The organism is Salipiger sp. PrR007 (genome assembly GCF_010499845.1).
GTDB lineage: Bacteria > Pseudomonadota > Alphaproteobacteria > Rhodobacterales > Rhodobacteraceae > Salipiger > Salipiger pacificus_A.
Window position 1 is genome coordinate 22,456 of record NZ_JAAGOZ010000021.1, and the last position, 12,034, is coordinate 34,489.

The window sequence follows — 12,034 nt, forward strand, 5'->3', positions numbered from 1 at the left end:
ATGAGCGATACCCACGCACAGACGGTCCCCTTTGTCCGCGACACCATGCTGGACCAGCAGGATCCACCGCTTACCCAGATCGGTGCGGTGAAGTGGATCCGCGAGAACCTCTTCTCGAGCTGGCTGAACATCCTGCTCACCCTGCTCTCGCTCTGGGTGATCTATGCCGCCCTGAGCCACCTTCTGCCCTGGGCGCTGCGGGGCATCTGGGATGCCTCCAACTTGTCCGAGTGCCGCGCGCTGGCGGCAGAGCGCTATGGCGCCGATGCCTCGGTTGCCTGCTGGGCGGTGCTGGCAGAGCGCTGGCCGCAGCTTGTCTTCGGCTTCTTCCCCAAGGAGCTCTACTGGCGCCCGATCCTGGCCTTCCTCCTCTTTCTTGCCGCGGTCGCCCCGGTGCTGTTCAGCTCGGTGCCGCGCAAGATGCTCTGGGTTACGGCACTCGCGCCTTTCTTGCTCTTCTGGCTGATCTGGGGTGGCTCGCTCTGGGGGCCGATCGCGGCGGTCCTCGGCTTCGTCATCAGCTGGGCGATCATGACCTATGCCGCGCCGAAGATCGGCGCGCTGCTGTCGGTCATCCTGGCGATCGTCGTACCGGTGCTCTACTGGCTGTTCGTCTGCGGCCCGCTCGCCGACGCGCTGGCCTCGGTTGTGCCGCTGGCGTTGCAGCCCGTGGCGACCCAGAAGATGGGCGGCTTCCTTCTGGCCACGATCATCGGCGTGTCGGGCATCGTCCTGTCGCTGCCGCTGGGTATCCTCCTGGCGCTGGGGCGGCAGTCGGACATGTTCATCATCAACAAGTTCTCGGTTGCCTTCATCGAGATCATCCGCGGCGTGCCGCTGATCGTCTGGCTGTTCACCGCGTCCCTGCTGCTGAACTACTTCCTGCCGCCGGGCACCAACTTCGACCTGATGCTGCGCGTCATCATCATGGTGACCCTCTTCTCGGCGGCCTATATCGCCGAGGTGGTAAGGGGCGGTCTTGCCGCCCTGCCAAAGGGCCAATACGAGGCCGCCGACGCGCTGGGGCTGGACTACTGGAAGTCGATGCGGCTGATCATCCTCCCGCAGGCGCTGAAGATTTCGATCCCGGGGATCGTGAACACCTTCATCGGCCTGTTCAAGGATACGACGCTGGTCGTTTTCATCGGCCTTCTCGATCCCATTGGCCTGTCCAGCTCGATCCGGGCAAGCACCGATTGGAATGGCGTTTACTGGGAACTCTTCGTCTTTATCGGCCTGTGCTTCTTCATCTTCTGCTTCAGCATGGGCCGCTATTCGCTCTTCCTCGAGAAAAAGCTCCGTAGAGAGCACCGCTAAGGAGACCTTTTATGTCTGAACTTGCAACACGCGAAGTCGATCGCAGCCAGATGAAGGTCTCCGACGAGGTGGCCATCCAGATCACGAACATGAACAAGTGGTACGGGACCTTCCACGTGCTCCGCGACATCGATCTGACTGTCTATCGCGGCGAGCGGATCGTCATCGCCGGGCCTTCGGGGTCGGGCAAGTCGACGATGATCCGCTGCATCAACCGCCTGGAGGAGCACCAGTCGGGCAGCATCGTTGTCGACGGCATCGAGCTGAGCTCGGATCTGAAGAATATCGACAAGATCCGCTCCGAGGTCGGCATGTGCTTCCAGCACTTCAACCTCTTCCCGCACCTGACAATCCTCGAGAATTGCACGCTCGCGCCAATCTGGGTTCGCAAGATTCCCAAGAAGCAGGCGGAAGAGACCGCGATGCATTTCCTCGAGAAGGTGAAGATCCCCGAGCAGGCCAACAAGTACCCCGGCCAGCTGTCGGGCGGCCAGCAGCAGCGCGTGGCGATCGCCCGCTCGCTGTGCATGAAGCCGCGCATCATGCTCTTTGACGAGCCCACATCGGCGCTCGACCCCGAGATGATCAAGGAAGTGCTCGATACGATGGTCGAACTGGCCGAAGAGGGGATGACCATGCTCTGTGTCACGCACGAAATGGGATTCGCCCGGCAGGTCGCGAATCGGGTCATCTTTATGGATGCCGGACAGATCGTGGAGCAGAATGAGCCGGAGGAATTCTTTAATAATCCGCAGCACGAGCGGACGAAACTCTTCCTAAGCCAAATTCTCGGGCACTAATCCACAGAAAAAACCTGAAATTTAGTCACGAGCCCCATTAAATTGGGGCTCGTTTTTTTGTCATTTGTGTTACAGTCCGTTACGAAGCGTCTCAGTTTTGACGCTTTTGGCCAAGAGCCGAAAGAAATCTGTACCGGTTTTCAAGAAGGGACTTGCGCAACGTGGTCGACCGAGCGTCGGCCGAGATCGGATCGCCGTAGGGGAGGATGTGCGATGCGATGCGGCTGACCCGGACCACGTAACGTCAGGGACTTCGCCTAGTGACCGGCACAGCGGCGCTCGCGATCCTTTGGGAGGGGGATCGCGGGCGTCACTTTTTTCTGCGTATCGCGGTGTCAGCGGCTTCTCAGGACAGTAATTCGCGCGGCACGGTAAACGCATGGCAGCGGGCGCCGCCCATGCGCGCGCCCGACCACTCTCCTATCTCGAAATCCGCGACCAGCGTGGCCCCGGTGGGGTAGGTGCCGAATCTCGGGTGCTCGGGAGCGCGCGCAACGAGTCCCCGCGCGAAATCGCCGATTCCCGGATTGTGCGCGAGCATAAGAACGGTACTGCCCTTCGCGCCCTGCAGGCTCTTCAGCAGCGTTGCCGGCTCTGCGAGGTAGAGCCGGTCCTCGAACCGTGTCGCAACTTCTCCAAGGTGCAGCAGGTCCAGGGTCTCGCGGGTGCGCGCGGCTGACGAGCAGAGCACCTGATCGGGCAGGATATCCTGCGCCCGGAGCCAGACCCCGAGCGCCTCGGCGCTCTTGCGCCCGCGCGGGTTGAGCGGTCGCGCGTGATCGGGCATGCCGACCGACCAATCGGATTTCGCGTGGCGCATGAGGATGAGACGTTTCATAGCCCTCTCCCTTCAGGCCACGCGCCGCCGTTCAGCTGCGTGGGCGCGCGGGTTCCAGATCGGCACGGCGGATCAGCGACCCCGCGCCATGCTCGGTGAAAAGCTCGAGCAGGCAGGCGTTGGGCACGCGTCCGTCGAGGATGACCACCGCGCGCACGCCTTCCTCGACCGCCTTCAGCGCGGTCTCGGTCTTGGGGATCATGCCGCCGGCAATGGTGCCGTCCGCGGTCATGGCGCGGACGTCTTCGGGAGTCATCTGGGTGACAACGTCGCCGGCCTTGTTCTTGACGCCCGACACGTCGGTCAGCAGCAGCAGGCGATCGGCCTTCAGCGCCGCGGCGAGCGCGCCGGCGGCGGTGTCGCCGTTGACGTTGAAGGTCTCGAGGTAATCCATGCCGGTGGCGACCGGTGCCACCACGGGGATGATCCCGGCGGCGAAGAGGTCGTGCAGCACCTGCACGTTGCACTCGACGGGGCGGCCGACGAAGCCCAGCTCCGGATCGTCCGCCTCGCAGACGATGAGATCATCGTCCTTTCCCGAGAGGCCAACTGCGCGGCCTCCTTCGTCCATGATGGCCTGAACGATGCGCTTGTTCACGAGGCCGGTCAGCACCATCTCGACCACCTCGACGGTGGCCTGATCGGTGACCCGTTTGCCGCGCTTGAACTCGGACTGGATGTTCAGCTTGGCAAGCATGTCGTTGATCATCGGGCCGCCGCCATGCACGACGACCGGGTTCACGCCGACCTGACGCATGAGCACGATATCCCGGGCAAATTCGGCCATGGCGTCGGTGTCGCCCATGGCATTGCCGCCGAATTTCACCACCACGATCGCGCCCGTGTAGCGCTGCAGGTAGGGCAGGGCTTCGTTCAGGGTGCGGGCGGTGGCGATCCAGTCTCGGTTCATCGTCTGCTTCTTCATCTGGGGTGCATCCTCGATGCGGGAAAGGCTCTGGATGGCAGAACTAGTCCCAACGCCGGGAATTGCGAAGAGGAAATTCAGGAAAGGCCGGCGATGATTGCCCTCAAAGTGGGAATGCCGTCGCCCTTTTCCGAGCTGGTGAGCACGATCTCGGGATAGGCCGCGGGGTGCTTCGAGAGCTTTTCGCGCACCTGCGTCAGGATCTTGTCGAGGTCATTGGCCTTGAGCTTGTCGGTCTTGGTCAGGACCGCCTGGAAGGTCACGGCGGACTTGTCGAGAAGGTCCATGATCTCTTCGTCCACGGCCTTCACCCCGTGACGGGCGTCGATCAGCACGAAGGCGCGGCGCAGAGAGACGCGACCCGAGAGATACTGCTTGAGCAGACGCTGCCATTTCTCGACCACCGCGACGGGTGCGTTGGCAAAGCCGTAGCCCGGAAGGTCGACGAGATAGTGGCTCTCGTTCAGCGTGAAGAAGTTGATCTCCTGCGTCCGGCCCGGCGTATTCGACGCGCGGGCGATCCCCTTGCGTCCGGTCAACGCGTTGATCAGGCTTGACTTGCCGACATTGGAGCGCCCTGCAAAGCAGACCTCGGGGCGGTCGTCGGGCGGCAGCCCGTCCATGGCGACCACGCCCTTGAGGAATTGAACGTCACCGGCAAAGGCCTTGCGCGCCGCCTCGCGGGTCGCGTCATCGGGCTCTTCGGCGATGGGAAAGGGAAGGGGGGTCGTCACAGCAGGGTCACCTCGTCGTCATGGGCGATCTCGCCGCCCGTCGTCACTTCGGCCTGCACCGAGAAATCCGTATGTCCCCAGTGACGCAGCGCACCAAGCGTATCCGCATCGCGCTGGCCTGTCTCGGGGTTTGCAGTGGTGGCGGCGCAGCGGCCGGTCCGTTCGCGCACGATCAAGGTCGCGCCGCCGATGCGAATCTCGCGCCCGACCCAGTCGAATTCTTCCCAGGGCCCGAGCCCGTCCAGCCAGATATTGCCACGCCAGCGGTGAATCGACAGCGGCTGGCCGATCTGGGCTTCGACCGCGCGGTGCGAGGCCATGTTGCACAGGGTGATCGAGGGGAAGGCCGCGTCGGTCATGCCGCGCGCCTGCGCCCGGATCAGCCGCGCCGATTGCGTGCGGTCCTCGGGCATCAGCGGGCGGACCCAATCGAGGAACGTCTCGCCGTCGCGGTCGGGATCGATGGTCAGGTCGGGGCGGTCCGGGTGGTGCAGGGTGATGGTGCCCGCCGCCTCGTTCATCTCGGCGCTGATCGCCATGAGCTGGGGCGCCTTGGCGCCCCGGCTGAAGTTGCCGCAGCGGACCCATTCGGAGCCGTCCGCGTCCGAGAGCTCATGCGCCACGGCCCAGGCCCTATCGAAGGGCAGGCATTCATGGGCGCGCAGGGTCACCCGGTCCAGCGCCTCGCGGCCATGGGCCTTGATCGGGTGGCGCCAGATCTGGGTGACCCGTCCGATCATTTGCTGTCCGACTTGGCGTCCTTGGGCTTGCGCTTGAAGCTCGACCTGATGTTGCCGAAGACATCAGGCTTGGCCCCGTGGCTGCGCATGATCAGGTACTGCTGGGTGAAGGTGATCGTGTTGTTGGTGATCCAGTAGAGCACCAGGCCGGAGGCGAAGCCGCCGAGCATGAACATGAACACCCAGGGCATCCAGGCAAAGATCATCGCCTGCGCCGGATCGGTCGGCGTCGGGTTGAGCTTCTGCTGAAGGAACATCGAGATGCCGAGCAGGATCGGCAGGATGCCGATGAAGATCAGCGCCAGCGTGCTGCCCACCTCGGGCGCTGCCCAGGGCAGCAGGCCGAAGAGGTTGTAGAGCGACGTGGGGTCAGGTGCCGAAAGGTCCTGGAACGGGCCAAAGAAGGGCGCGTGCCGCAGCTCGAACGCGACAAAGATCACCTTGTAGAGCGAGAAGAAGATCGGAATCTGCAGCAGGATCGGCAGGCAGCCCGAGGCTGGGTTGACCTTCTCGCGCTTGTAGAGCGCCATCATCTCTTGCTGCAGCTTCTGGCGGTCGTCGCCGGCCTTCTTCTTGAGCTCCTCCATCTGCGGCTGCAGTTCCTTCATCTTCGCCATGGAGACGTAGGATTTGTAGGCCAGCGGGAAGAGCAGCGCCTTGAGGAAGATGGTCAGCGCGATGATCGACACGCCCATGTTGCCGATCCACTGGTGCAGGTGGTGCAGCAGCCAGAAGATGGGCTTGGTGAGGAAGAAGAACCAACCCCAGTCGATGCTGTCGACGAAGCGGTCGACGCCCTGGTCCTGGTAGGCATTGATCACTTCCCAGACCTTGGCGCCCGAGAACATGCGGGTCGAGACCTCGGCGGTGGCGCCGGGGGCGATGGTCTGCGTCGGCAGAACGATCTCTGCCTGGTAGATGTCGCGGGCTTCGTTGTACTTGATCGCCTGGCGGTAGCTGGTGCCGCTGTCGGGGATCAGCACGGTTTCCCAGTAATGCTCGGTGAAGCCGATCCAGCCGTTTTCCGAAACCTGGTAGGTCTCGGCGCGGGTGCCCGCCTCGGCCGCCGGGTCAAAGTCGCGGATTTTCTTGTACTTGTTCTCGGCGAGGGTGCCGTCGGTCATCGACATCGCGCCCTCGTGCAGAACGAAGAAGTTCTTCAGGTCCTTCGGTTCGCCGTGGCGGGCAAGGATGCCGTAGGGCGCGGCCGAGACCTCGGCGCCCGAGGTGTTCTCGACCGATTGGGTCACGCGGAACATGAACTTGTCGTCCACCGTGAAGGTGCGGCGGAAGATCAGGCCGGCGGGGCTCTCCCAGCGCAGGGTGACCGGGCTGTCCACATCGAGGGACTCGCCGCTTTCCACGCTCCACTCGGTGTTCGGGCCGGGCACGTCGCTGACCTGCAGACCATTGCCGGGCGCCCAGCCGTAGACGGCGTAATAGGGGCTGTCGCTGCCCACGGGCTCGAGCAGCGTCACCATGGGCGAGCTCTCGTCGTTGGTCTCGTGGTACTGGCTCAGCTTCAGATCGTCGATCCGGCCGCCGGTGAGGGCGATGGAGCCGATCAGGTTCGGTGCGGCGATGTCGACGCGCGCAGTCTCGAGCGCGGGGGCCGGGGCCGCGGTGCCAGCGGTGGTGGACGCCGCCGGGTCGGTCGCCGTCGTCGGCGCGCTCACGCCGGGCGCGGTCTCGAGCGTCTGCTCGGTGGTTTGCGCCGTCTCGTCCACCGTGGCTTCGGGTGGCGGGAAGAGCACGAACCAGACGAGGATCACGACGAAGCTCAGCGCCGTAGCGATGAGCAGATTCTTGTTCTGATTGTCCATGCGAGAGACCGCCACCTGTCCTTGGAAAGTCAAGGCCGGGTTCAACAGGGCGGACCCCCAAAGGTCAAGCCGAATCATGACAGGCAAGGGGGTTTGTCGGCGTTTCGGACCATGGAGCGTGGCGTTACGAAGGGGTGGGGCGGCGCCGGCAGGTTGGATCAAGCAAGCCAAGCGCAGACCGTTCCGCCAAGTTCGGCTGGGCAGAGGCTTGCCGGGACGCTCCGGTTGCGTGACCTAGGGACCCGCATTCAGCATGTCCTCTCCACGACTTCGGCGGAGCAGGGCAGATGTCTGGCCGGCATGGGCGCCCGCGTGGACGTCGATCTGGGCGGGTCCGGGGTCCTGGCGGCGGTCAGATGGGGCGGCGCTGCAGGTCAGCCGTTGCTGCGCCCGAGTCTTTGCGCGGCCGCGATGCGCTGCGCGTGTGCGCGCGCCCAATCGGCGAGCTGCGGTGCGGGCATGGGGCGGGCGATTCCGAATCCCTGTGCGTGGTCGCAGCCGAGCTGGGCCAGAAGGGCGTGTTCGCCGCTGCTTTCGACGCCCTCGGCCACGGTTTCCAGACCCAGACGGTCGGCCAGCCCGAGAATCGCCGCGAGCATGCGCCGCTGGTCCTCGCTCCGGTCGATGCGGGCGACGAAGCTGCGGTCGATTTTCAGCCGGTGCACGGTGACCCGGCGCAGCGCCCCGATCGAGGCGTGGCCGGTGCCAAAATCGTCCAGATCGATGCGGCAGCCGATCCGCGCCAGGGCGGAGATATTGCGCGCGATGATGCCGTCAGAGCTCTCGGCGATCACCGTTTCGAGCACCTCGACTCCAAGCCGGGTCGCGGGCAGGCCGAAGCGGTCGAGATCCCATTTCAGCCGGTCCACGAGCCGCGGGTTTCGCAGCTCGACCTCGGAGAAGTTGATGCTGACGCGGGGAATGCGCAGCCCGTCCTGATCCCAGCCGCGCAGCGCTGTCAGGCTGTGGTGCAGCACCGCGTCGCTGAGCTGTTCCATGCGGCCCGACTCCTGCAGCGCGTCGAGAAACCGGGCGGGCGGCACGATGCCATGCTGCGGGTGCAGCCAGCGCACCAGCGCCTCGACACCGCTGATCTCGCCGGTCGAGGTGCAGAGCTGGGGCTGGTACCAGGGCTGGATTTGCCCCTTGGCCAGGGCGGTTTCGACCTCCGAAAGCAGGGCAGTGCGCGCGCGGCGCTCGGCGCGCATCCCCTCGCTCCAGGGGCGGATGGCGGAGGGGGCATTGTCCATCGCCTCGCGCAGCGCGGCCTGGGCGCAGTCGAGCATGTCGGAGCCCCCGGCGCCCTTGCGCAGCCGCGAGGAGCCGCATAAACCCACGGCGACCGAAAGGTAATGCACGCCCGTGTCGGTGGTGGCGGGCTCTTCCAGCGCGTGCTGAAGCCGGTCGGCGAGGGCGAGCAGGGTCTCGAGATCGAGGCGAAGGCCGGGGGCGATCAGCGCCATGAAACGCGAGTCGCCGATGCGCATCGCGCTGTCCTCAGGGCGCAGCGTCTCGCGCAGGCGGTGGAGGAACAGAGCCCGCAGGGTTTCCGCCACATCCTCGCCCATGCGGCGCGAGATGGCCTCCAGCCCCTCGGCTTCGAAAAGTAGGCAGGCGGTGTGCGTTTCCGCGGCGCGGGCGCGCTCGAAGCTGTGTTCGGCAAGCTCCTGGGCCATGGCCATGCTGACGAGGTCGCCGCCGCCGCGGGCGGAGCCGAGCGCGGCCGCAGAGTCGCCGGTGAGCAGAAGCCCGTAGATCAGCGGAATGGTCAGGGCCAGTGCCAGCAGCAGGACTTCCCCGCCGAGCCAGAAACCGGCGAGAGAGATGGCGGGGAGGAAGGCCAGCATGTGCGGCCCGAGCATCCAGCGGTGCAGGACCCGACGCGCCCGCGCCGCGCCCAGGCGGAAAGATGACCTATGTGCGAGATCCGGCGGCATGATGCGCCCCCTACGTCATCAGAGACGGGACCACATCTAGCGCAAAGGGGTGAGGCGAGGCTTAACGCAGGTCGGGAATCCCGTCGTCGGCATCCGGGGCGCGCGCGGTCATGTCGCGCATCAGCCCGGCGAAGTCGAAGAGCTTGGAATCCATCATGTGCGAGGGGCGGACGTTGGTCAGCGCCTTGAACATCACCTGCCGGCGGCCGGGCGAGTTCTTTTCCCAACCGTCGAGGATTTGCTTCACCTGCTGACGCTGCAGACCGTCCTGCGAGCCGCAGAGGTCGCAGGGGATGATCGGGTAGTTCATGGCGCGGGCGAATTTCTCGCAATCGGCCTCGGACACATGCGCCAGCGGACGGTAGACGAAGAGGTCGCCCTCCTCGTTGACCAGCTTCGGCGGCATGGTCGCGAGGCGCCCGCCGTGGAAGAGGTTCATGAAGAAGGTTTCGAGGATGTCGTCGCGGTGGTGGCCGAGCACGACCGCAGAGCAGCCCTCCTCGCGAGCGAGGCGGTAAAGGTTGCCGCGGCGCAGGCGCGAGCAGAGCGCGCAATAGGTGCGGCCCTGCGGGACCTTGTCCATGACGATCGAGTAGGTGTCCTGATACTCGATCCGGTGCGGCACGCCCATCTTCTCGAGGAATTCGGGAAGCACCGTCGCGGGAAAGCCCGGCTGGCCCTGGTCAAGGTTGCAGGCCAAGATGTCCACGGGCAGCAGGCCGCGCCACTTCAGCTCGTGCAGCACCGCGAGCAGCGTGTAGCTGTCCTTGCCGCCCGAGAGGCAGACCAGCCACTTTGGCAGGCTGCCATCCTCGCGGCGCTCGATCATGCCGTATTGCTCGACGGCCTCGCGCGTGTTCTGCACGATGCGCTTGCGCAGCTTCTTGAACTCGGTGCTCTTGGGGGCGCCGTAGAACAGCGGGTGGATGTCGTCGGCGTCGTCGTCGAACATGGGCGGCCTCAATCGGGGACATTGTCGATGCCGGACCCGCCGAGCGGGTGGCAGCGCAGGATGCGGCGGATCGTCAGGTAGGAGCCCTTCACCGCCCCGTGCCTTTCAAGCGCTTCCAGCGCGTAGGCGGAGCAAGTCGGTTGAAAGCGGCAGCCATGGCCGACCCAGGGCGAGAAGATCAGGCGATAGGCGCGGACGGGCAGGGCGGCAATATGCGCGAGCGGGCTCACGATTGCGGCTTCCGGGGTTTCCGGGGCGCATGAATCTGCCGCACCGCTTGCACAAGCTCGCCCTGCAGCGCGGTGAATTCGCGCTCGGCGGTGGCGCCGGCGCGGCCGATCAGAACGTAATCCCAGCCCGGCTTGCCGAGTTCTGGCAGACCGAGGCGCGCGATCTCGCGCAGCCGGCGCTTGGCGCGGTTGCGGGCGACGGCATTGCCGACCTTCTTCGAGCAGGTGAAGCCCACGCGGATAAGGTCCGAGCCGTCATCTCGATAGCGCGCCTGCAACAGGAAGGACGGCACCGGCTGTCGCCGGGCACGCGCCGCCGCGAGGAAATCGCTGCGCTTGCGCAGGACCTCGAGCTTCGGGGTGTCCGTCCCCATCAGGGCATCGCCTTGGGGGTTGCTGAGTTCCGCATCCGCACGCACGCCAAGCGCAAAGGCCGCCTCGGTCTGTCCCGAAGCGGCCTTGGCCGGTGTCTTGTGCACACGCTCCGCCATGGGCAGAGCGCGCGGCTCAGGCGCTGAGCTTCTTGCGGCCGCGGCCGCGGCGCGCGTTCAGAATCGCGCGGCCAGCTTTGGTGGCCATCCGTGCGCGGAAGCCGTGGCGGCGCTTGCGAACGAGGTTCGAAGGCTGAAAGGTGCGTTTCATCGCGCTCTTCTCCGTCTGATCTGGCCTCGGGGGAGGCCGGTCTGTCTACATGGTCTCATTGCTGCCTGCGGCGTCCGCCCGGTGCGCCAGTGGATTGGCAGCAAGAGCTTACATCACAGAAGGCCCTAAGCGGATTCGCCGGGCCGGGTCATTCGAGGCCCGTGCTATAGGCAGGAGTGGCCCCCATGTCAAACCTCTAACCGGGGCTGAAGGCAAGAATTCCGGTGCGGCGCGCGGTGTGCCTTGGCGCCGTCGGCGCTCGGGGCGCAAAATCGCCCGCAGGGGCAGGTCGTGATCAAGGCCGCGTGATAGGGCTGTGCGCGGGCGATTCCACACGCCATTCTAGGGGGATGACAGATCAGGACCCCACGCCTTCGCCGACCCGTGCGCGGCTCCTGCGGCACCTGCCGCTGGCGCTCATAGCAATTGTGGCGGTGACTGGTGCGCTCACGCTGCGCGACTACATCAGTTTCGACACGCTGCGCGAGAATCGGGTGGCGCTGCTGGCGCTGCGTGACAGCAACTACCTGGCGGTGGCCGGGGGATTCGTGGCGGCCTATGTCGCCATCGTGGCCTTCTCGCTGCCCGGGGCCGCCGTCGCCTCGGTGACCGGCGGTTTTCTTTTTGGCCTCGTCCCGGGCACAGCGCTGAACGTGCTGTCGGCCAGCATTGGTGCCGTCGTCATCTTCCTCGCGGCGCGTGCCGGGCTCGGGCGGGTGCTTTCGGCCAAGCTCGACGGGTCCGAGGGCAAGCTCCGGGCGCTGCGCGACGGGCTGCGGCAGAACGAGGTGAGCGTGCTTCTGCTGCTGCGGCTGGTGCCGGCAGTGCCCTTCTTCGTGGCGAACCTGCTGCCCGCGCTGGTGGGGGTCAAGCTCTGGAACTTCGCCTGGACGACCGCTTTGGGCATCATCCCGGGAGCGCTGGTCTTCACCTCGATCGGGGTAGGAGTCGGCTCGGTCTTCGATCGGGGCGAGACGCCGGACCTGAGCCTGCTCTGGGCGCCGCAGGTCATCGGCCCGCTGCTGGGGCTTGCCGCGCTGGCGGCGCTGCCCATCGTTTTGAGAGCCTGGCGCCGGCGCAAGGGTATCTGAGATCA

Annotated in this window: 13 protein-coding genes; 3 read left to right on the forward strand and 10 right to left on the reverse strand. The window is 65.5% G+C overall.

The features are described 5' to 3' along the window. Positions 1–1,317, forward strand: a complete 1,317-nt coding sequence (locus G0Q01_RS10240) for an amino acid ABC transporter permease (RefSeq protein ID WP_164194407.1) — start codon at positions 1–3, stop codon at positions 1,315–1,317. Between the two features lie 11 nt (positions 1,318–1,328). Then, positions 1,329–2,117 carry an amino acid ABC transporter ATP-binding protein gene (locus tag G0Q01_RS10245; RefSeq protein ID WP_108967173.1) on the forward strand — a complete coding sequence of 263 codons (789 nt, stop codon included), beginning with the start codon at positions 1,329–1,331 and terminating at the stop codon, positions 2,115–2,117. Between the two features lie 346 nt (positions 2,118–2,463). Here G0Q01_RS10245 and G0Q01_RS10250 read toward each other — a convergent pair whose 3' ends face one another. From G0Q01_RS10250 to rpmH, 10 genes are all read right to left on the reverse strand, one after another. Continuing rightward, positions 2,464–2,955, reverse strand: coding sequence for a histidine phosphatase family protein (locus G0Q01_RS10250; RefSeq protein ID WP_164194410.1), 492 nt, complete (start codon positions 2,953–2,955; stop codon positions 2,464–2,466). 31 nt (positions 2,956–2,986) lie between these two features. Then, positions 2,987–3,880: an acetylglutamate kinase gene (gene argB / locus G0Q01_RS10255; RefSeq protein WP_108967169.1), complete on the reverse strand. Its 894-nt coding sequence runs from the start codon at positions 3,878–3,880 to the stop codon at positions 2,987–2,989. A gap of 77 nt (positions 3,881–3,957) precedes the next feature. Then, positions 3,958–4,614 (reverse strand): ribosome biogenesis GTP-binding protein YihA/YsxC, encoded by a 657-nt coding sequence (yihA, locus tag G0Q01_RS10260; RefSeq protein ID WP_108967167.1) that lies wholly within the window; start codon positions 4,612–4,614, stop codon positions 3,958–3,960. Next, positions 4,611–5,354: an MOSC domain-containing protein gene (locus G0Q01_RS10265; RefSeq protein WP_164194414.1), complete on the reverse strand. Its 744-nt coding sequence runs from the start codon at positions 5,352–5,354 to the stop codon at positions 4,611–4,613. The genes yihA and G0Q01_RS10265 overlap by 4 nt, the downstream gene beginning before the upstream one ends. Further along, positions 5,351–7,177 (reverse strand): membrane protein insertase YidC, encoded by a 1,827-nt coding sequence (gene yidC, locus G0Q01_RS10270; RefSeq protein WP_164194417.1) that lies wholly within the window; start codon positions 7,175–7,177, stop codon positions 5,351–5,353. The genes G0Q01_RS10265 and yidC overlap by 4 nt, the downstream gene beginning before the upstream one ends. Before the next feature lie 374 nt (positions 7,178–7,551). Further along, a complete protein-coding gene (locus tag G0Q01_RS10275) occupies positions 7,552–9,114 on the reverse strand; it encodes a bifunctional diguanylate cyclase/phosphodiesterase (protein WP_235940030.1) in 1,563 nt (520 codons plus the stop codon). Positions 9,115–9,175: 61 nt separating this feature from the next. After that, positions 9,176–10,066, reverse strand: coding sequence for a tRNA 2-thiocytidine(32) synthetase TtcA (ttcA, locus tag G0Q01_RS10280; RefSeq protein ID WP_164194421.1), 891 nt, complete (start codon positions 10,064–10,066; stop codon positions 9,176–9,178). An 8-nt stretch (positions 10,067–10,074) separates the two neighbouring features. Further along, positions 10,075–10,296, reverse strand: a complete 222-nt coding sequence (gene yidD, locus G0Q01_RS10285; protein ID WP_164194425.1) for a membrane protein insertion efficiency factor YidD — start codon at positions 10,294–10,296, stop codon at positions 10,075–10,077. After that, complete coding sequence (rnpA, locus tag G0Q01_RS10290; RefSeq protein ID WP_108967806.1) at positions 10,293–10,670, reverse strand: ribonuclease P protein component; 378 nt, start codon at positions 10,668–10,670, stop codon at positions 10,293–10,295. The genes yidD and rnpA overlap by 4 nt, the downstream gene beginning before the upstream one ends. A gap of 133 nt (positions 10,671–10,803) precedes the next feature. Then, entirely contained in the window at positions 10,804–10,938 is a 135-nt protein-coding gene (gene rpmH / locus G0Q01_RS10295; protein ID WP_066102660.1) for a 50S ribosomal protein L34, read from the reverse strand. A 350-nt stretch (positions 10,939–11,288) separates the two neighbouring features. Here rpmH and G0Q01_RS10300 point away from each other — a divergent pair, with 350 nt between their 5' ends. Further along, positions 11,289–12,029 (forward strand): TVP38/TMEM64 family protein, encoded by a 741-nt coding sequence (locus G0Q01_RS10300; RefSeq protein ID WP_164194430.1) that lies wholly within the window; start codon positions 11,289–11,291, stop codon positions 12,027–12,029. Positions 12,030–12,034: the final 5 nt, after the last annotated feature.

Coding starts and splice junctions, on each gene's coding strand:
- G0Q01_RS10240 (WP_164194407.1), top strand. CDS start 1: ATGAGCGATACCCACGCACAGACGGTCCCCTTTGTCCGCGACACCATG.
- G0Q01_RS10245 (WP_108967173.1), top strand. CDS start 1,329: ATGTCTGAACTTGCAACACGCGAAGTCGATCGCAGCCAGATGAAGGTC.
- G0Q01_RS10250 (WP_164194410.1), bottom strand. CDS start 2,955: ATGAAACGTCTCATCCTCATGCGCCACGCGAAATCCGATTGGTCGGTC.
- argB (WP_108967169.1), bottom strand. CDS start 3,880: ATGAAGAAGCAGACGATGAACCGAGACTGGATCGCCACCGCCCGCACC.
- G0Q01_RS10265 (WP_164194414.1), bottom strand. CDS start 5,354: ATGATCGGACGGGTCACCCAGATCTGGCGCCACCCGATCAAGGCCCAT.
- yidC (WP_164194417.1), bottom strand. CDS start 7,177: ATGGACAATCAGAACAAGAATCTGCTCATCGCTACGGCGCTGAGCTTC.
- G0Q01_RS10275 (WP_235940030.1), bottom strand. CDS start 9,114: ATGCCGCCGGATCTCGCACATAGGTCATCTTTCCGCCTGGGCGCGGCG.
- ttcA (WP_164194421.1), bottom strand. CDS start 10,066: ATGTTCGACGACGACGCCGACGACATCCACCCGCTGTTCTACGGCGCC.
- rnpA (WP_108967806.1), bottom strand. CDS start 10,670: ATGGGGACGGACACCCCGAAGCTCGAGGTCCTGCGCAAGCGCAGCGAT.
- rpmH (WP_066102660.1), bottom strand. CDS start 10,938: ATGAAACGCACCTTTCAGCCTTCGAACCTCGTTCGCAAGCGCCGCCAC.
- G0Q01_RS10300 (WP_164194430.1), top strand. CDS start 11,289: ATGACAGATCAGGACCCCACGCCTTCGCCGACCCGTGCGCGGCTCCTG.